At 64.1% G+C, this 19,184-nt stretch carries 18 protein-coding genes; 11 read left to right on the top strand and 7 right to left on the bottom strand.

The features are described from left to right. Positions 1-465 precede the first annotated feature (465 nt). The 3 genes from CXZ10_RS14960 to CXZ10_RS14950 all read left to right on the top strand — a co-directional run bounded on the left by CXZ10_RS14960 (position 466) and on the right by CXZ10_RS14950 (position 2,695). Positions 466-1,212, top strand: coding sequence for a nucleotidyltransferase domain-containing protein (locus tag CXZ10_RS14960; protein WP_244617219.1), 747 nt, complete (start codon positions 466-468; stop codon positions 1,210-1,212). Positions 1,213-1,551: 339 nt separating this feature from the next. Further along, positions 1,552-2,226: an outer membrane protein gene (locus tag CXZ10_RS14955; RefSeq protein ID WP_101290159.1), complete on the top strand. Its 675-nt coding sequence runs from the start codon at positions 1,552-1,554 to the stop codon at positions 2,224-2,226. A gap of 232 nt (positions 2,227-2,458) precedes the next feature. Beyond that, positions 2,459-2,695 (top strand): hypothetical protein, encoded by a 237-nt coding sequence (locus CXZ10_RS14950; protein ID WP_101290248.1) that lies wholly within the window; start codon positions 2,459-2,461, stop codon positions 2,693-2,695. 189 nt (positions 2,696-2,884) lie between these two features. Here the strand turns inward: CXZ10_RS14950 and CXZ10_RS14945 are convergent, their stop codons facing one another. Then, positions 2,885-3,331: a hypothetical protein gene (locus CXZ10_RS14945; protein WP_101290158.1), complete on the bottom strand. Its 447-nt coding sequence runs from the start codon at positions 3,329-3,331 to the stop codon at positions 2,885-2,887. 105 nt (positions 3,332-3,436) lie between these two features. Between CXZ10_RS14945 and CXZ10_RS14940 the strand changes: the two genes are divergently transcribed. Beyond that, on the top strand, positions 3,437-3,904 hold the full coding sequence (locus CXZ10_RS14940) for a MarR family winged helix-turn-helix transcriptional regulator (protein WP_101290247.1): 468 nt from the start codon (positions 3,437-3,439) through the stop codon (positions 3,902-3,904). A 266-nt stretch (positions 3,905-4,170) separates the two neighbouring features. Here the strand turns inward: CXZ10_RS14940 and CXZ10_RS14935 are convergent, their stop codons facing one another. After that, positions 4,171-4,767: a TetR/AcrR family transcriptional regulator gene (locus CXZ10_RS14935; RefSeq protein ID WP_101290157.1), complete on the bottom strand. Its 597-nt coding sequence runs from the start codon at positions 4,765-4,767 to the stop codon at positions 4,171-4,173. A 75-nt stretch (positions 4,768-4,842) separates the two neighbouring features. Here CXZ10_RS14935 and CXZ10_RS14930 point away from each other — a divergent pair, with 75 nt between their 5' ends. Beyond that, entirely contained in the window at positions 4,843-5,754 is a 912-nt protein-coding gene (locus CXZ10_RS14930) for an SDR family oxidoreductase (protein ID WP_101290156.1), read from the top strand. A 483-nt stretch (positions 5,755-6,237) separates the two neighbouring features. Next, a complete protein-coding gene (locus tag CXZ10_RS14925; RefSeq protein WP_101290155.1) occupies positions 6,238-6,765 on the top strand; it encodes a P-loop nucleotide/nucleoside kinase family protein in 528 nt (175 codons plus the stop codon). 48 nt (positions 6,766-6,813) lie between these two features. On the opposite strand, the gene CXZ10_RS14920 is transcribed toward CXZ10_RS14925, so the two are convergent. The 3 genes from CXZ10_RS14920 to CXZ10_RS14910 all read right to left on the bottom strand — a co-directional run bounded on the left by CXZ10_RS14920 (position 6,814) and on the right by CXZ10_RS14910 (position 11,904). Next, positions 6,814-8,484, bottom strand: a complete 1,671-nt coding sequence (locus tag CXZ10_RS14920; RefSeq protein ID WP_101290154.1) for a methyl-accepting chemotaxis protein — start codon at positions 8,482-8,484, stop codon at positions 6,814-6,816. Between the two features lie 689 nt (positions 8,485-9,173). Further along, positions 9,174-10,199, bottom strand: coding sequence for a LacI family DNA-binding transcriptional regulator (locus CXZ10_RS14915; RefSeq protein ID WP_101290153.1), 1,026 nt, complete (start codon positions 10,197-10,199; stop codon positions 9,174-9,176). Between the two features lie 292 nt (positions 10,200-10,491). Then, positions 10,492-11,904, bottom strand: coding sequence for an L-fucose/L-arabinose isomerase family protein (locus CXZ10_RS14910; protein WP_101290152.1), 1,413 nt, complete (start codon positions 11,902-11,904; stop codon positions 10,492-10,494). Positions 11,905-12,372: 468 nt separating this feature from the next. Between CXZ10_RS14910 and CXZ10_RS14905 the strand changes: the two genes are divergently transcribed. From CXZ10_RS14905 to CXZ10_RS14895, 3 genes are all read left to right on the top strand, one after another. Further along, the gene (locus CXZ10_RS14905) at positions 12,373-13,998 is read left to right on the top strand and encodes a DUF262 domain-containing protein (protein WP_210199942.1); all 1,626 of its coding nucleotides are present in this window, start codon (positions 12,373-12,375) and stop codon (positions 13,996-13,998) included. A 221-nt stretch (positions 13,999-14,219) separates the two neighbouring features. Next, on the top strand, positions 14,220-14,564 hold the full coding sequence (locus CXZ10_RS14900) for a hypothetical protein (protein ID WP_244617220.1): 345 nt from the start codon (positions 14,220-14,222) through the stop codon (positions 14,562-14,564). Between the two features lie 90 nt (positions 14,565-14,654). After that, a complete protein-coding gene (locus tag CXZ10_RS14895; RefSeq protein WP_101290150.1) occupies positions 14,655-15,119 on the top strand; it encodes a pyridoxamine 5'-phosphate oxidase family protein in 465 nt (154 codons plus the stop codon). Positions 15,120-15,179: 60 nt separating this feature from the next. On the opposite strand, the gene CXZ10_RS14890 is transcribed toward CXZ10_RS14895, so the two are convergent. Continuing rightward, on the bottom strand, positions 15,180-15,551 hold the full coding sequence (locus CXZ10_RS14890) for a DUF1330 domain-containing protein (RefSeq protein ID WP_101290149.1): 372 nt from the start codon (positions 15,549-15,551) through the stop codon (positions 15,180-15,182). 87 nt (positions 15,552-15,638) lie between these two features. On the opposite strand from CXZ10_RS14890, the gene CXZ10_RS14885 reads away from it, so the two are divergent. After that, positions 15,639-16,214: a class I SAM-dependent DNA methyltransferase gene (locus CXZ10_RS14885; protein ID WP_101290148.1), complete on the top strand. Its 576-nt coding sequence runs from the start codon at positions 15,639-15,641 to the stop codon at positions 16,212-16,214. A gap of 160 nt (positions 16,215-16,374) precedes the next feature. Next, entirely contained in the window at positions 16,375-17,967 is a 1,593-nt protein-coding gene (locus CXZ10_RS14880) for a xylulokinase (protein ID WP_101290147.1), read from the top strand. Positions 17,968-18,218: 251 nt separating this feature from the next. Here CXZ10_RS14880 and CXZ10_RS14875 read toward each other — a convergent pair whose 3' ends face one another. Continuing rightward, positions 18,219-18,737 (bottom strand): DUF3060 domain-containing protein, encoded by a 519-nt coding sequence (locus CXZ10_RS14875; RefSeq protein WP_101290146.1) that lies wholly within the window; start codon positions 18,735-18,737, stop codon positions 18,219-18,221. Between the last annotated feature and the right edge of the window lie 447 nt (positions 18,738-19,184).

Here is a 19,184-nt window from a genome sequence, read left to right as displayed (position 1 = left end):
CGGTGGCGTGGCGGGATAGCATTTCGCCTTCGGCCCTGTCGTTGGAGGAGCGTGATATTAGCGCCTTGCTTTACTCGTCCTGAGGTCCCCGCCTTCGCGGGGATGACAGGAAATTGATACAAACCAATAACTTACCTTGCATTTCCGGCGCACCTCCGGTTCGAAAGCAAGGCTCCCGCCCCCATCATGCTGTCATCCTTGCGCAGGCGAGGACCTCAGGCAGGAAGAGGCCCGCCGCTGATATAGGGCTCCCCTCTCCACCACTCGAACCGGTTGACAATTCCCGCCCCCGCGCTAGCCTCTGCCCATGACGACCATGCTCTCCCTCTCGACGTCCTCGACCACCGCCGCGCGGTGGTTGGTTGCGTCATGAGGTAACGTGGCTTCAGACGAGACCGATCAACCCGCCGGAAGCGAGCGGGTTTTTTTATGCCTGCCGCGTCCCGCCCGATGGAGGACGACAGCATGCAGAAGGATCGCGTCGAAGCCGCGCTGGCGGCGGCCCGGACATGCCTTGCCACACGGTTCATCGGAGCATCGCATCTGTTCGTGGCGGGCTCGATCCTGCGCGGCGACGGCAACGCCTTCTCCGACATCGACCTGGTCGTCCTCTATCCGAAGCTCGAGCGGGCGTGGCGGGAGTCCCTCGTGCTCGACGGCTTTCCCATCGAGGCCTTCGTGCAAGATCCCGAGACGCTCGCCTATTTCTTCAAGAGCGACGCGGAGCGGGGCGTCCCCGTCATCATCGACATGGTGGCAAACGGCGTGATCGTCGGCGACGGGGCGGCCGACGCCGTCGCCCTGCAGCAACGGGCGCGGCAGATCCTTGCCGTGGGGCCGAGACCGCTCGCCGGGGCGCCGCTTGATGCCATGCGCTACATCCTGACGGATCTTGCCGATGATCTCCGCGCCGAACGGCCTGCCGACGAGGTTGCCGCCATCGCGGCGCAGCTCTACCCCCGGCTGATCGACCTGATACTGCTCGGGCGCGGGCAGTGGACCGGCAACGGAAAATGGGGGCCACGCCTGTTGCGACGGTTTGACGCCAGGCTCGCGGAGATCGCGGCCGAGGCGTTCGGGGACGCCGTGCAGGGCAGGGCGGCGGCGCTGCTGGCGCTCACGGATCAGGAACTGGCCCGCCATGGCGGCCGCCTGTTCGAGGGCTACCGATCCGATGCGGCGTTGGAGGCAAGGATTCCGGCCGGGGCTTAGGCCTTGCCGATCCTCCCTCAGGAACGCGACGAACCGGCCGTGGAACGTGGGGGGCAAAAGGCGGGAAACGGATCCTATGTGGCCTATACCGAGCCCCGTGAAGGCCAGGGCATGGCGCACCACGTCTCGCCCACAGCTCGGCATGGGGGCTCGTATTTATACCGATAGAGAAAACGGAAAGGCTGTGCCGGTTCCGTATACAGCCTTAACCGTGCGTCAACCTTAATTTGTGACTAACTCCTTGACGGGGTTCGTTATCGGATCCGTCGGCACGAGCGCCTGGTCGATGACCGGCGGGCAGGCCGGCGGTCCCGCCGGTTACCCAGGAAGGGGAAATTCATGCGTCTTGTTCTCGCCACGGTTATCGCAGCTCTCACGGCTTCCACGGCGTCGGCCGCCGATCTTGAAGTGCTTCGGCCCAGCATCTCGGATCAGCCGGAAACCATGCGGACGATCGACTGGAGCGGCCCGGAGTTCGGCATCACCGCCGGCGGCAACCTGATGCAGGCCGACGGCGAGAAGTTCTTTGGGCGAACCGAGGATTTCAAGGGGGCGAACTTCGGCGCATTCGCCGGTTACCAGCAGCAGCTCAACAACAACGTCGTGCTGGGCATCGAAGGCGACGTGACCTACACGACGAACAACGCCAGGACCTTCGACACCTACGACGTCTCGACCATGAACTATCTCGGCACGGATGAGTTCAGCACCGATTGGTCGGGGTCCGTTCGCGCCCGCGTCGGCTATGCCTTCGACAACCTGCTGCTCTACACGACGGGCGGCTATGCGGTGACGCGCGTCGTCGACAAGATGGACACCACCGTCGCGGTCGGCACCTATCATGCGAACTACCATGGCGTGACGATCGGCGCCGGCGCCGACTATGCGTTCACCGACACCATCTTCGGCCGCGCCGAGTATCGCTACAACAAGTTCTTCGAGCGGCAGTTCGGCTCCATCGAGGAAGAGCTGTCCCAGCATGTGGTCAGCTTCGGCGTCGGCATGAAGTTCTGAAGCAGTTCCAGCAAAAGTGGGAACCGGTTCTGCGTCCGGAACTGCGTCTTGGTGAGAGATAGAGCCGAACCACACGTGCCCATCCCGTCGGAACCGGTCGGCGCAAGCCGGCCGGTTTCCTCCTTCGGGGCCGCCGCAAGACCTGGGGTCGACATCCCCATTGACGGGACGGCGTTTCCTCACGATACGGTCGGGGCAAAGGCGGACACCGCCACACAAGCTACAGGAGCGCATCTTGAGCCAACCGACCGTCGCCGAGGCCATCGAGCGGATTTACGGATCCCTGCAGGCGGACAACGCCGATCTCGACCTGCATATCGCCACGCTCAAGGCGGCGCTGGCGCATGAGGGCGTGAAGGAAGCCGTGTTCGACCCGGCACGGCTGGCGCAGAACAACCGCCCTGGCCGGAAGCTGATGCAGGCCTATTTCCGGCAGCGCGGGGTGAAGGTGACGTTCTCGGGGGCGTGAGGGTGGCGCGGAGAGGGGGCGTTTTCGGCGCTTGATATGTGCCGCTCGCCCTATCCTGCCTGAGGTCCTGGCCTTCGCCAGGATGACAATCTATATATTTGTTTTCATTATATAAATCTGTCATCCCCGCGCAGGCGGGGACCTCAGGCAGGATGGGGCGAGTGGCCGATATGGAGCTCCCACAACCCCTCACCCCCTTGCTCGCCGCAACCGGCCGCTCATGCGGAGGCCGTCGCGCATGTTGAGGGCGAAGAGGGTGAGGTTGAGGGCGCCGGCCAGGAGTTCGATCGCCTGCACGGCGTAGAAGGCCGTGTCGAAGGCGCCGTCGGCTGCCTTGGCGGCGAGGAACAGCGCGGCGGGCACCAGGATCAGCACCCCATTGGCGGCGATGATCCGCATGCGCCTCAGCTTCACGCCGAGGAGGCCGGCGCGGCGGCCGCGCGCCAGCGACAAGCCGGAGCCGCCGGTGGCCGCCATGGCCGGGATCAGCAGCAGGAAGCCCCAGGGGATGGCGGTCTTCACCGCGACGACGGTGTCGGCCGTGCCGAACAGCTCGGACAGCGCGGTCGACAGCCAGAAGGCGGCAATGGTCAGCATGGCCAGCGCGCCGGCCACGGGGTGGACGATCCTTGTCATGGTCGGAAACTCCGGATGCCCGCCCGCCGCCTTGTGCCGGCGGTGCCCAGGTCGTATCGTCACTAAGATGCATATTTGACATCATGATGTCAATAAGGGTAGATGATGCCAACGAGCGATGACGGCCGCGCGCCGGCCCGGGATGCCTTGACCGACCTGATCCTGACCCTGTTCCGGGTGAACAACCTGACGCTGACCTGGGGCGACCGGATGGTGGCGCCGCTGGGGCTGACCAGCGCCCGCTGGCAGATCCTGGGCGCCATCGTCTATGCCGAGCGGCCGCAGCCGGTGGCCTGGCTGGCGCGCGACCTCGGCGCCAACCGGCAGAACGTGCAGCGCATCGTCAACGAGCTGGAGAAGGACGGCATCGTCGCCTTCGAGACGAACCCCCACCACCGGCGGGCGCATCTGGTGGTGCTCACCGACAAGGGCCGGCGGACCTACGAGGAGGCGCTGCGGCTCTACGTTCCCCGCGCCGAAGCGCTGGCGGAGGGGATGGCCGCCGAGGACATCGCCGCGGCCCGCCGGGTGCTGGATGTGCTGAGGGCGAAGCTGGAGGCGGAGGAGGGGTGAGGGTGGATTGAGGGGGCAGAGGGTTCGATGCGGCGAAGGGGTATTATAGGCGCCCGATATATCCCGCTCGCCCCGTTCTGCCTGAGGTCCTCGCTTTCGCAAGGATGACAACCTATATATTTGTTTTATCTATATAAATCTGTCATCGCCGCGCAGGCCTCTTGAATTCGCGCGCGAATTCAAGGTGGACCTCAGGCAGGAGGCACCAAGCGGCTTATATAGGGCGTCAAACCGAAGCATGCCTCAAACATGCCAGAGCCGCTCCCTCACATCTCCCCGTCCAGCGCGTCGAAGGCTTCGTTGAGGAGCTCCGCCATCGGGCGTTTGCCACCTTCGCGGTTGAAGGTTTCGGAGGCGAGGCGCATGGCGCCGATCGCCAGCATGGCGACGAGGCGCAGGCCTGTCTGGCGGGCCGGGTCGGGCCAGCGCTCGCTGAGGGCGGCGAACAGCGCCTTCTCCTGCTCGACATAGCTTGCCTGCTTGCGGGCCTGCACCGCCTCGCTCTCGCGCATCAGCCTGTCCAGGGCGATCATGTCGCCCTCGGGAATGCTGGCGCAAACGCTGACGGCGGCGTCGCGGATGGCGTCGAGCGGGCGCCTGTCGGCCGGAACCCGGCGCAGCGCGTCGGCGAGCAGGGCGCCGACATCGGCCTGCAACGACAGCAGGATCTCGTCCTTGGACTTGAAATAATAGAAGAAGGTGCGCCGCGAGATGCCGGCCGCCGCGGCGATCTCCTCAAGCGTCGTTGCCGCGTAGCCCTTCTCGATGAACAGGCGGATGCCGCGATCGCGGATGCGCTCCAGGGTCTCGCGGCGCTTGCGCTGCCTGAGACCTTCGCCTTGCGCCGATCCGCTGTCCGCCATTGCCACGCCCCTTGAAAATTACACTGAGTGCGATAATATTCTACACCGAGTGCAGTTTCTTGCAAAGGTGAGATCATGGTCAAGTGGACGGCAGCCGACATTCCCTCGCAATCGGGCCGCTCGGCCGTGGTCACCGGCACCGGCGGCCTCGGCTATGAGACGGCGCTCGCCCTGGCGCGGGCGGGCGGCGAGGTGATCGTCGCCGGCCGCAACCCCGAGAAGGGCGCGGCGGCCGTCGCCGCCATCCGGGCCGAGGCGCCCGACGCCCGGGTGCGCTTCGAGCCGCTCGATCTCGCCAGCCTCGCCTCGGTCGCCGATTTCGCGGCGCGGCTGAAGGGCGAGCGCGACAGCCTCGACCTTCTGATCAACAATGCCGGCGTGATGACGCCGCCCCGGCGGCAGGTGACGGCCGACGGCTTCGAGCTGCAACTCGGCACCAACCACCTCGGCCACTTCGCGCTGACCGGCCATCTCATGCCGCTGCTACGTGAGGGGCGGGACGCCCGGGTGGTGACGCTGTCGAGCGTCGCCGCCCGCGCCGGCCGGATCGATTTTACCGACCTCAACGCCGAGGCGAACTACCGGCCGATGACGGCCTACAGCCAGTCCAAGCTCGCCTGCCTGATGTTCGCGCTGGAGCTTCAGCGCCGCAGCGCGGCGGCCGGCTGGGGCGTCTCCGGCATCGCCGCCCACCCCGGCGTGTCGCGCACCGACCTGTTGCACAACGGGGCCGGACGCTGGAGCGGCGCGGGCCTTGCGCGCTCGCTCCTGTGGTTCCTGTTCCAGCCGGTGGCGCAGGGCGCCCTGCCGACGCTCTATGCCGCGACATCGCCAGATGCGCGGGGCGGTGGCTATTACGGCCCCGACCGGCTGAGCGAAACGCGCGGCCATCCCACCGAGGCGGTGGTACCGGCGCGGGCGGGTGACGCGGCGGTGGCGGCGCGCCTCTGGGAGGTGTCGGAGCGGCTCACGGGGGTGGGGTATTGAGGGAGCCCTATATGGGCCGATCGCCTCTTTCGTGCCGAGGTCCTGGCCTTCGCCAGGATGACAGGAGAATTATATATAAGGAACAAGCTGTTAGGTTGGAATTGCTCACTATCAAGCTGTCTTCCTGGCGAAGGCCGCTTGAATTCGCGCGCGCGTTCAAGGTGGACCTCAGGCAGAAGGCCCTGAGGGGCGGCTATAGGGCGCCTCACATGCTCCCATCCTTGGCGCGATCCCTCCCGCCCAGAAATTCAGCTCCCTTACCCCGGAACCAAGAGGGCGGCGGTGGGTTGGGCGTGGGACGACATCAACCTGCCAAGATGGAAGGCGCCTATGTTCGTCTTTCCCCCAGCCTCCGCCGACCAGATTGAGACATCCGGTCGGCAAAGGGTCAGGGGTTCATTTGCCTGAGCAGCCGCTTCCCGATCAGGCTGAGAAACCGGATCGGCGGGTGCTCTGGGGCACGCGAACAGAGGGGAGGCCTGCATGCTGATCATCCTCGGGGGACTGCCGGGTGCGGGAAAGACTACGCTGGCGCGGGCGCTGGCGGCGGAACTCAAGGCCGTTCACCTGCGCGTCGACACCATCGAGCAGGCCATTCGCGCCGCCAAGGTGCTGACATCCGAGGTCGGCCCGGCCGGCTACATGGTGGCCTACGGCCTTGCCGAGGACAACCTGATGCTGGGGCAGACGGTGGTCGCCGACAGCGTCAACAGCCTGAACGTGACGCGCGATGCCTGGCTTCAGGTGGCCGGCCGGGTGGGCGTCCCGGCGGTGGAGGTGGAGGTGATCTGCTCCGACCCGGCCGAGCATCGCCGCCGCGTCGAAACCCGGCCCACCGACGTGCCCGGCCTCGTCAAGCCCTCCTGGGACGAGGTGATCGCCCGTCCATATGACCCCTGGGGGCGGGGCCACATCGTCATCGACAGTGCCCGGCAGGGGGTGGAGCAATCGGTGGCCGAGGTGATCTCGCGCCTGCCGCTCGGCCGGCGCCCGACATCGCGCAGCGCCTGAAGGATCGCGGGCGGGCTCCCCCGGGGCGGACCCGAGGGAGCGGCTGGGTCACGCCGCCGCGAAGCGGGCGACGAAGGTCTCCACCACCGACTGCAGGCCCTTGGCCTTGGACGACAGGCCGGTGGAAAGGTTCATCAGCTGCGTCGAGGCGGCGCCGGTCATCTCGGCCGCCTGGCCGACGCCGGTGATGTTCTGGGTGACCTGGGTGGTGCCGGTGGCGGCCTGCTGGCAGTTGGTGGCGATCTCCGAGGTGGCCGCGCCCTGTTCCTCCACCGCGCCGGCGATGGCCGAGGCCACCTCCTTGATGTTGGTGATCGTCTTGACGATCGAGGTGATGGAGTGGACGGTGTTGCCGGTCGACTCCTGGATTTCCGCCACCTTGGCCTCGATGTCGCCGGTGGCCTTTGACGTCTGGTCGGCGAGCTGCTTCACCTCCGCCGCCACGACGGCAAAGCCCTTGCCCGCCTCGCCGGCCCGCGCCGCCTCGATGGTGGCGTTGAGGGCCAGGAGGTTGGTCTGCTCGGCGATGCCGCGGATGATGTTGACCACGTCGCCGATGGCCGCCGCCGAGGCGGCGAGGGTGGAGATGCGCTCATTGGAGGCCTGGGCCTCGCCGAAGGCCAGCTCGGCCACCTCGGCGGAATGATCGACGCGCTGGCTGATCTCGTGGACCGAGGCGGCCATCTCCTCGGAAGAGGCGGCGACCGTCTGCACGTTGCTGGCCGCCTGCTCGGCCGCCGCCGCCACCGCCTGGGCCTGGCGGGCGGTTTCCTCGGCGGTGGCCGACAGGCTGCGGGCGCTGTCGGCGATCTCTTCCGACGACTGGGCGAAGTTGGCGGCGAGCTCCTGCATCTCCGAAACGAATTGATCGGCGAGTTTCTGGCGGCGGGTCATGTGGTCGCGCTCGGCCACCTCTCGCGCCTGCTGCTCGGCACGCGCCTGATCCTCGTTGATGAGGCTATGCCGCCATTGCTCAAGAGCGCCGCCCAGCACGCCGAACTCGTCGCGCCGCGTGGCGATGGCGACCGGCGTCTGCTTCTCGCCTCGGCCGAGGGCGAGAACCGAGCCGATGGCGGCGGCGAGCGGCCGCGTCACCGACAGGGCGCTGACGATGGCGACCGCGAGGGCCGCGAGCACGGCGGCGACGCTGACCGAGAGCTCGATGGCGACGCCCCGCTCGGCGCCGGCGGCGCTGTCCTGGCCCATCTGCTCGCCGCGCTTGCCATAGGCGTCCGACATCTCCGCGCCCAGCTTCTCGATGACGGCATAGGTGGCGGCTAACTCGGCGCGCAGGTTGGATCCGCTCGCGGCGGTGTCGCCGCTCTTGATCTGACCGGCCAGCGTCATGACGCCGGCGTGGTAGGACTTCAGCGAGTTCTCCAGTTCGGCCGCCTTGGCCTTGCGGCCGGGGTCGCGCGTGGACTGGCTGACGCCGTCGAGCTTCGCCTCGGCGGCCGAGAAGGCCTCGTCCATCCGCCCGAAGAGCTCGACCTGATGGGCCGGCTGGGCCACCGCCTCGTAGAAGCCGGCGCGGCCCATGGCGATCTGCTTGAGGGCGCTTTCCATGGCGATGGTCTGGGAGAGGACGCGCACCGACTCGCGGGTGTAGGTGGCGGAGGCGGTGAGGTAGATGTATCCCACCACGCTGACGGCGATCAGCATCAAGGTGACGAGCGCGAAGCCGGCGTAGAGCCTGCTGGCAATCTTTATGCGGTCCATGGGCGCACCCTTCCTGGGCTTTCGGTGAAACCGCGCCAAAACGCGACTGGGGCGGGCAGCTCGCCTGGAACCCGAGGGCGATGCCCTCAGGAGATCCGTGCCAACTGCCGCACCCCAGCGAATTCGGGTCGCGGTTGTCTTGTAACCAGTAGAGGATGGACGAAAGTGGTTAACGATGATTACTGTTCCGCCCTATTTCTGTTAAAGCGGACTGACGAGGTGTAGATAAACTTGTGTCTCGAAGAGTTGAGGGATGATGCCATGCATTTCAACGGAAATGGAAATGTTTTTAACTCAAGACCGACGTCATCTGGTGTCTCCATCCCGCCATTTCAGTTATCGAGCGCAGTCATATTGGGAGATATTTCCTGAAATGCTTGCCAATCGCTTCGGCTCGCTTCGTTAACATGACGAAGTGTCAGTAATGTCCTGAAAGTCGCGGGTTTGACGTGGTTCAACTTGTGGTTCGCGCGCGGAATGCGACGGGTTCGGCTCGCTGCGCACCGCTTCGCTCGCTCTGAACAGTCCGGTTCTCGTGTCCGTGCGAATACCTAATACTCGTTCCGCTTGATCTGGACTCATCCAGCTCAAGCGGGTTTCGGCCTGACCGGCCGGCGCCCGGTCGGGCGCGTCCGCGTCCGTCGGGTTCCGCCCGGAAGGTCGAAACCCGACGGAAGCGGTATAATCGCTCAGGGCAGGTTGTCGCGCAGGTAGATCTCGATGCGGATCGTCTCCTGCCCCTCGCTGAGCGGCGTGCCGTCGATCAGCGAGCGCAGCACGCGGATGGCGCTGCGGATTTCGTGGCCGGCGTCCTGGTTGATGACGGCGTGGATGAGGCCGCCTTGCAGGGCGGCGCGCGTCACGTCGTTGAGCTCGTGCGCCACCACCACCGGGCGCCGCTCGGCCGGCAGGGCTTCGAGCACGTCGACGATGCCCTCGTGGCCGGCGCCGATGTTGTAGAGGCCGACGATGTCGCCCTCGCGCGCGAGGCAGGCGCGGAGCGCCTCGCGCGTCGCCTCGCGCTCGTCGCGGCCCTCCAGCGTGACGGAGGCCTGAAGGCCGGGGAACTGGCTGAGGATCACCTGATCGAAGCCCATGCGGCGCTCCACATGGTCGCGCACCAGCATGGAGCCGGCGACCACCACGATCTTGCCGGCCTTGCCGCCCAGGAACTGGCCGAGCAGGCTGCCGGCGGTGCGGCCGGCCGCCACATTGTCGATGCCGACATAGCGGTGGCGCGGGTAGGTGGGCGCGTCGGAAACGAGGGTGACCACGGGGATGCCGGCCGCGCCGAGGCGGGCAAGCTCGGCCTTCACCGCCGCGCCCTCGGTGGCGACCAGCGCCACGCCGGCCACCGTTTCAAGGTCGAGCGCGCGGAGCGCCGCGGCCAGCGCGTCGCCATCGAAGGGCGGGACGGGGCGGATGTCCAAGTTGACGCGCCGGCCGGCCAGCCGCCGGCCCGCCTCGCGCGCCTCGGCTTCCAGGCGGTGCATGAAGTCGCTGGGGCCGTCGGGGATCAGGAAGGCGAGGGTGTCCACCCGCTTGCGAGCCAGGGCGGCGGCCGAGGCATCGCGCACGAAGCCCAGCCTGTCGACGGCGGCCTTCACCCGCTCGGCCGTGGCGGCGCGCACGCCGGGGCGGTCGTTGAGCACGCGGTCCACCGTTGCAAGGCCGACGCCTGCGGCACGCGCGACATCGTAAATGGTGGGACGCATCAGGCCCTCTCAGTGAGCAAACGCAAAAACCTGAAAATCAAATTCCACTTTTAATCCACCCGCTGTCAACCACGCAGCGCAGCGGATGAAGCCAATCCACGGGTGGGCGTTTCCGATGAGGCACCGGAAACGCGTTGGTTATGCGAGGCGCAGAGGCTGGCTCGAAACTCGCTGGGGCGAGGCAGGTGGCGACGGCTTCGAGAACCGGAGCGCAGCGGACGTTCTGTCCGTGAGCACCGGAAGCGCAGAAGACTAAGCCAGATGTCCGCCCCAGTAGAGTTTCCAGTCAGTCTCACTCGTGCCAGTGGATGTCCCAGCCGAGATACTTGGACGCCGCTTCCTGAACCGAACGGCCGGAGTTGGAGAAGTTGGCGGCCACGTGATGCTCGAAGCCGTTCTCGCAGATGTAGCGCAGGAGCTTCTGCAGGTTGGGGATCTCGACCACGCCGGCGCCGCCGAAGGTGTTGAGCTCGTCATTGGTGAACGAGCCTTCGCCGGTGTAGCCCTTGATGCGGCCCGTCAGGTCGTCGGTGGAGAGGCGCAGGAAGGTCATGGCGCCGGCCTTCACCTTGCCGTCCAGCGTGCCATAGGTGTTCTCGGCGCCCACCGTGCCGGCGATGATCTGCTGGTAGTCCATCTTCACGCCTTCGTTGAAGAAGTGCTTGGGCAGGTTCGAGCAGTGGAAGCAGACGGCCTTGTTGGGGTTGCCGCCGTAGTTGTTGTTCCAGTCGAGGAGCGCCGACGGCGTCTCGCTGGCGAGCGCCAGCGCGTACATGGAGAGCGAGCCCAGCGTGTCGACCTCGCAGGCCGACGGCAGCAGCTTCTGGCTCATCATGCTCATGACGGTGCAGGGCACGATGCCGAAGAACTCTTCAAGGCTGGTCCAGCACTGCACCGAGGTGATGGTGAGGCGGTTGGTCTCCACCCAGTTGTCCAGCACGGCGCCGAGCTTGGCCATCTTGACGAGGGCTTCCCTGGGCGTGTGGCCGGTGGGCACGTAGGCCTTGATCTCCTCGATCTTCCTCTCGACGGCGGCGTCGGTGTCCGACAGGCGGCCGATGCGGCCCAGCACTTCCGACAGGTCGAGCGTGTCGACGGTGATGCCCGACCGCTCGAGCATCTTTTCCGAGTAGCGCACGGTGTTGAAGGCGGCCGGGCGGGCGCCGACGGCGCCGACGCGCAGGTTGCGGAAGCCGCGCACCACGCGGCAGACGCCGGCGAACCACTTGAGGTCGGCCTCGAACTCGGGCGAATCCGGCGCCTCGGTGTGCAGCGTCGTCAGCGAATACTTGATGCCATATTGCTGCAGGTTGTTGCAGATCGACATCTTGCCGCAGAAGCTGTCGCGGCGGTGGGTGATGGCCATCTTGCCCGGCTCGTCGGGCGTCGCCTGGATCAGCACGGGCACGTTGAGGTTGGCAAGGCGCAGCGCGTCGGCAAGGCCGCGCTCCTCGCCGAAGTTCGGCAGGGTGACGATGATGCCGTCGATCTCATCGGCGTGCTTCTTGAACAGCGCGGCGCAGATCTCCGCTTCCTTGTAGGTTTCCACCGCGCCGTAGGCGGTCTCCTCCGGCGATACGACGATCGCCTTATAGCCTTGCTTCTCAAGGGCGGCGATCATCTCCAGCCGGCCGCTGGCGGCCAGGTGGCTGGGGAAGAATCCACGGTTTCCGACGATCACGCCGAACGTCATCTGCTTGGCCATCAACTTCTCTCCTCCGCTTTCGCTTGAATGTTTTGAGGTACGCTACCGGTAACAAAAAGGTGCATATCTCAGTGAAGATTTTAACAGAATTGAGGGGATTCAAGCGAGTTGTGAGGAGCGTACATCAAGGGCGAGGGGGAGGCAAGGGAGGGGAGGGCTTGCGCGTGTCGGTTGACAACCACAAGCCTCCGGTTGCGGATGTGCCGTCTCAGGATCATAGTCCCATCGTTGGCGTTTTGAGTCGCTGGAGGTGGTCGCGGGCGGGCCATTGGATAGCAGAATTTCCACCAGTGGCTGTGACGAGTCGTTTTGAAGTAGGGGCTTCAATGCGAAGCTCTTGTCGTGATCTGGCGACAATGAGCGGCTACGTTTATCCAGGTTTTCTCTTCCGGCTTGGACATAACCTGCGTGTATAGACTCTCACGGCTAGAAGCCAATTATGAGCATGAGTAACCTTTGGGCTGAAACATGAATACGATTACTCCGGCGATGCCTCCTAAGTCGATCAAGGACCCGCAACCGTCTGTCGACCGCATAGATGATTTAGCGAGGCGAATACTGTACGGAGACATTTTTCTTCCAAAATTTCAACGAGAATTCGTTTGGGAGAAGCAGCAGATTCTGGATCTTCTAGACTCTGTAGCCCTTAACTACCCGATTGGTAGTATTCTGCTGTGGCAAAGTCGCCAAGAATTGAGGAGCGAGAGTCGGATCGCGGACCTTGATATCGCATCCCCAAAGCCGGACTATCCTGTGAACTATCTGCTTGATGGGCAGCAGCGACTTTCCTCTATTTGTGGAGCGTTATATTGGAGGGGTGAGAATCCCAATAGCCCTTGGAATGTGGCTTATAATTTGAGGAGTAAGTCTTTTCTCCATTTAGATACTGTTGATGAGCCCCCGATCCATATCGTACGACTCAACAAGTTGCCGAATCCATCGGCCTTTTTTCTTCAAGTCGCTGCGCTTGAAGCGGCCCGTGAGCTAGAACTCGCGGGTATTGCGCGAGAACTGTTTGATCGATTCAAGGATTACAGGGTAGCTACTGTTACTCTTAGCGACATGACTTTAGCCGACGTTGCCCCGATCTTTGAGCGGATCAATAGCACTGGCACCCGTTTGACTATAGTTGATCTCATGCGGGCCGCGACTTGGAGTCCAGATTTTGATTTGGTTGACTCAATTGACGCAATTAGAAAGGCGCTTGAGGATAAGTCTTTTGAAGGAATCGAACGTAAAGCTATCTTGCGAAACGTCTCGGCCGCGATCGGCGGTGGTTTCACTGCTGAGAGCATTGATGATTTGCGGAAATCCAGCGTTGGCGATCTAAAGGATGCGGTGGAGGCTACTGACAAGAGTTTTCGGCGGTCAGTGGATTTTTTGTCCTCCCATATTAAGGCACCATCTGCTGCGGTCGTTCCCTATACGAATCAAATAGTTGTTCTCGCCGAGATATTGCGACGTATTCCAACGCCGAATGCGGCTCAATGGGCCGCAATTGAGAAATGGTTTTGGCGCACGGGGATCTCAGGGTATTTTAGCGGTTGGAATTCGGGGACAATGAGCTCGGATTTGGCAGCTGTGGTTGCTTTCACGCAGGGCCAAAGCTCTGAAATCGATATAGAAGTTCAAAAGACAGACAGCAATCTTTGGACAAATCGAGCGTTTCGTCTTAACAATGCCCACAGTAAGATTCTGGCTTTGATTTTAGCGTATCAAATGCCTGTAGACATTCTTACTGGTATTGCGATCGATGTCAGCGTGGCCCTTTCTTGGCAGAACTCAAAAGAATTTCACCATTTCTTCCCGCAGGCGTTCCTAAAATCGAAAGGTGTGTCATCGAGCCACTCGTCCGCACTGGCTAATATTATTTTCTTATCGTCGGTCAGCAACAAGAATATTAGTGATCGACCTCCGTCCGATTACGTGAGAGAACTGCTGGACAAACACGGGGAACAAGCTCGTTCTTGGCTGAGCAAGAGTTTGATAGACGATGAAGCAATTGCTGCCGCTTTGAATGATGATTACGAGGCCTTCCTCACCGCACGATCCAAGGCAATTCATCGGGTTGCATCGCAACTGGCGAGTTGGTGAAGCATGGTGGTTGGCCAGGCGCAGGCGCTCTCTACGTGACCGTTTCGCCGCAAGACCTGAGGGGCGGTGCAAAGGAGATTCAGATGGGTTCATTTCGGGTTGTGGCTCCCGTTGCGGGGATGTTGCTTCTCAGCCTGACTGCGTTGGACGCTCATGCTTGCACTTGCGGAGAGGGGCCGCACAATGCCTTTTCCAGTGCTGATCTGGTGGTCAAGGGCCGGATGAAGACGGTCACTTTCGGTGACCAGTACCCGACCGGGGACCTGGGGGGCAAGCCGCTCCGGTATGGGAGGGGCGAAGTGGAGATTGAGAAGGTTCTGAAGGGGAGCTACAGCGAACGAACTGTGCCGGTCTACACCGGCGCGGGCCCTGGAGACTGTGGCCGTCTGGGCGAATTCGTGAACGCGGCAGTCTATTATGACCACGAAACATTTGGCGAGTTCGAGCTCGGCCTGACCAAGATCGGGATGAATGGGAAAACGTTCTATGTTTCCTCGATGTGCGATTATGCCAAGGGCTCAAAGTTCGAGGAGAGGCCAAAGGTCGAGGAGGGAGGGACGGAGTGAACTGCGCTTTGCAGCTTCTTGAGTGATCGCTCAACGTTTCAGCATTGACCAAGTAGGGTGGTGGCTACTCTTGCCAAGGGAGGTCCCACCATGCTCAACGAAGCCATCAGAACTGACATCGCGAACTCCGTCCTTTGCTGGCTGGCCACCGTCGACGTCGATGGCACGCCCAACGTGTCGCCGAAGGAGATCTTTGCGGCGCATGGGGAGGATCGGATCGTTGTTGCCGATATCGCTTCGCCGCAGAGCGTGAAGAACCTCCGCGCCAACCCGCGCGCCTGCGTGAGTTTCGTCGACGTGTTCCGGCAGCGTGGGTTCAAGATCGTGGGCACCGCCAGCATCATCGCGCCGGAGGAGGCGGCGTTTGCGGTGGTGGGCGCCGATCTGCTTGAGATGGCCGGGGCGGATTATCCCATTCGCCATGTCATCTCGATCAAGGTCGAGCGTGTCTCGCGCATCTGGGCGCCGAGCTACCGGCTGTTCCCCGACCGGACCGAGGAGGAGCGGATGCGGGCGGTCTATGCCAACTATGGCGTTACGCCGGTGGAGCGATAGGGGCGTTCATTCGGACAAGATGGCTGCGGCGCGCCCTGGTCGGCAGCCATCCGAGGCCGGTCACGTCAGGCTGGCGAAGCGCTTGAAAGGTTGCAGCACGATATCGGCGATGGCCGACTGCCCGACTTGGAAGGCGGCTTGGTAGTCCGGATCGTCGACCATGGCCTTGAAGGCGGCGCGGCGCGGATACTGGACCAGCGCCATGGCATCCCATGCCCTTGCCTCGCCTGTCGTCAGCACCGGCAGGCCATCGCCGCCGAACAGGATCTTTGCGCCGAAGCGGGCCAGGATCGGCTCGGCCATCTTGAGGTACTCAAGATATCTGTCTCGGCCGCCATCGGGCTGGAAGCGGATGAGATTCAGCATGATGACGGGTGTGTCGTCGTCCTCGGTGAGGAAGGCGTCGAATGCGCTAGGTGAAAACGAAACCATTTCTCTTCCCTTTCGACATGGCGCGGAAGTGAACAGGTTCGTCTAGAGATAACGGTTCCCCGTGCAAGAAGGCGTCAGGAGGCCGCGGTGACGATCGAGTTCTATGATGACAATGCCGAGGGCTACGCGGCCAAGGGCAACGTGAACCCCAGGCTTGCGAGCTTTCTGGCCCGCTGCGAGCCGGGCGGCCGGATTCTCGAGCTCGGCACGGGCGGCGGCTTGGATGCGCGGGCCATTCTGGATGCCGGCTTCTCGCTGGATGCGACGGACGGGTCGGCCGAGCTGGCGGCGATCGCCTCGGCACGGATCGGCCAGCCCGTCAGGACCATGCTGTTCGGCGAGCTCGATGCCGTCAGGCGCTATGACGGCGTCTACGCCTGCGCCTCGCTCACCCATGCGCCGAGGGGCGAGTTGGGCTCCATCGTCGGCAGGATTCATCGGGCGCTGGTGAAGGGTGGCATCGTCTGGGCGAGCTTCAAGACGGGGACGGAAGAGGGCCGGGACGGCCTCGGCCGCTATTACAACTACCTCTCGGCCGACGAGCTGACCGAGTGCTGGCGCGCGAACGGCGCCTGGGCGCGGATCGAGACGGAAAGCTGGCGCGGCGGCGCCTTCGACGGGCGGCCCACCGACTGGGCGGCCATCACCGCCATCGCCGGGTGACGGGCAGTCAGCGGCAGCACAGCCCGAATTGCAGCATCCTCCATATCCTCGCCGGTACCTGTCACTACTCATCGACAGGCGCTCTGGGGTATGGTGAGGATGACAATCATACCGGTCAGCCCGCGCGAAGCGGGGAGCCATATTAGGGAGTTGAAAGCCGATGAGTGAGGCCATGGCCGCGGCGATCGCCGAGGGACGCACATCGCTGGGCATTGAGCTCGGGTCCACCAACATCAAGGCCTGCCTGATCGGGCCGGATCACCAGGTGCTGGCCACCGGCACGCACGGTTGGGAGAACCAGTTCGTCGACCGCCTGTGGACCTATTCGGAAGAGGCGATCTGGGCCGGGCTGCAGGCGTCGTTCGCGGCGCTCGCCGCCGACGTGAAGAAGCGCCATGGCGTCGAGCTGACCAAGGTCGGCGCTCTCGGCTTCTCGGCGATGATGCACGGCTATCTTGCCTTCGACGCCGCCGGCAAGCTCCTGGTGCCGTTCCGCACCTGGCGCAACACCAACACCGAGCGCGCCGCCGCCGAGCTGACCAAGACGCTGGGCTTCAACTTCCCGCTTCGCTGGTCGGCCAGCCATCTCTATCAGGCGGTGATCGACAATGAGCCGCATGTGGGCAACGTCGCCTTCATCACCACGCTCGCCGGCTTCGTGCACTGGCGCCTCACCGGCCAGAAGGTGATCGGCGTGGGCGATGCCTCGGGCATGTTCCCGATCGACGCCGCCACCCACGACTATGACGCGCCGATGATGAAGCGCTTCGGCGAGATGGTGAAGGCGCACAAGCCCGCCCTCGATGCGCCCAAGCTGTTCCCGAAGGTGCTCGTCGCCGGTGAGGACGCCGGTTCGCTCACCGCCGAGGGCGCCAAGCTGCTCGACCCCACCGGCAAGCTCACTGTCGGCATCCCGGTCTGCCCGCCGGAAGGCGACGCCGGCACCGGCATGGTGGCGACCAACGCCGTGGCGCCGCGCACCGGCAACATCAGCGCGGGAACCTCGATCTTCGCCATGGTGGTGCTGGAAAAGCCGCTGACCACGGTGCATGAGGAACTCGACATCGTGACGACGCCGGGCGGCGATCTCGTCGCCATGGTTCACTGCAACAACGGCGCCAGCGAGCTCGGCACCTGGGCCGGCGTGTTCACCGAATTCGCCAAGGCGATCGGCGGCAAGTCGGACGGCAACGCCGTGTTCGGCGCGCTGTTCGAGGCCGCGCTGAAGGGCGAGGCGGATGGCGGCGGGCTCCTCGCCTACAACTATCTCGCCGGCGAGCCGATCACCGGCCTCAGCGAGGGCCGTCCGCTGGTGGTGCGCACCCCCGGCAGCCGCCTCACCCTCGGCAACTTCATGCGCACCCAGCTCTACGCCGCCTTCGGCACGCTGAGCCTCGGCATGAACGTGCTGCATGGCGAGGGCGTGAAGCTCGACTCGATGTTCGCCCATGGCGGCATGTTCAAGACGGCCGGCGTGGCGCAGCGGTTGCTGGCGGCGGCCATCGGCGCGCCGGTGACGGTGGGCGATACGGCGAGCGAAGGCGGCGCCTGGGGCATCGCCGTGCTGGCCGAGTATCTCCGGAGCGGCAAGGGCAAGGTTCTCGGCGACTACTTGGGCGAGCGGGTGTTCGCGGGGGCGAAGCTGGATGTGGCCAAGCCCGATGCTGAGGACGTGAAGGGCTACGGCGCCTGGCTGAAGCAGTATGAGGCGGGATTGGCGATTCAGAAGGCGGCCGTGGAAGCCATCAGCTGACCGCATAGAGCAGGAAAAAAGCATCCTCGGTGGCCGTGCGTCGCCGGGGATGTTTTGCTTTGAGGGGCTCTATATCGGCGTTGTGCCCCGTTCTGCCTGAGGTCCTCGCTTTCGCAAGGATGACAGATTTATATATAGGGAACAAAAGGGTAGCGCCTCGCGCGACGTTCCGACGTCACTATCATGCTGTCATCCTTGCGAAAGCGAGGACCTCAAGAAGGTAGAGCGCTGCGGCCGATATCAGGCTCCCCTCACTTCTTCCGCTCCACCTTGTTGTCGGCGCCGCTGATGGAGATCCTGGGTTCGGGGGTGTTGGCGACGGGGGCCCAGGTGACCTGTTGGCTGACGCCCTGCACGTCGAGCCGGGTTGCCTGTTGCAGCGCGAGGTCAACCACGTGGTCGCCGCCGGAAATATCCACGACCGCGTCCGCCTCGCCGCCGATGGTCGCCGTGACGGTGGACTTGTCGCCATAGAGGATCAGGCCGGAGGCGGCGGCGGTGACCTTGTGGCCGGAGCCAGAAATGTCGAGCTTGCCGGCTTGCTGGATGTCGACCGTCTGCTCGATGCCACTCACCGTGACCGAGGCGCAGGTGCCGGTGAGCTTGATGGTGTTGCCCTCGCCGTGGATCTCGACGGCGTCGCCGGCGCAGTGAACGTCGCGGCTGACGCCGCTGCCGTCGATGGTCAGCGGTTCGGCGAGCGCCGGAAAGGCAACGAGGGCGAAGAGAGCGACCGAAAGTCCCGAGAAGCGAAACGGCGAAGCCTGCATAGGTCTTTCCTCAACTGTTTGCGCCGGTGCGGCTGCCCACAAGGATGAGCGGCAGCAACCCGGCTAATATTATGGCCCCCGAGGGCACGATGCCGGCGAATCAACGCTGGCAATTGCCTCGGGGTGATGTCCGCGCCCGCGCGAAATCGGCGGCCGGGGGAGGAGCAGCCTCCCACGATCCGCGGCGATTTCAAAGCTGATAATGGCGGGGAGGAATTACTTGGCTGCGGCGGTGGATGCGGTGGATGTGATTGGTAGGCCCATCGATCCCCGGTGGCGTACGCTGCCGGGGATGTTTTGTTTTGGAGATCTATATCGGCGTCGCGCCCCGTTCTGCCTGAGGTCCTCGCTTTCGCAAGGATGACAGATTTATATATAGGGAACAAAAGGGTAGCGCCTCGCGCGACGTTCCGACGTCACTATCAAGCTGTCATCAACTCTGTTGTG

It is taken from the genome of Pleomorphomonas diazotrophica, from assembly GCF_002844595.1.
GTDB lineage: Bacteria > Pseudomonadota > Alphaproteobacteria > Rhizobiales > Pleomorphomonadaceae > Pleomorphomonas > Pleomorphomonas diazotrophica.
This window is presented reverse-complemented; position numbering and strand designations above follow the sequence as displayed.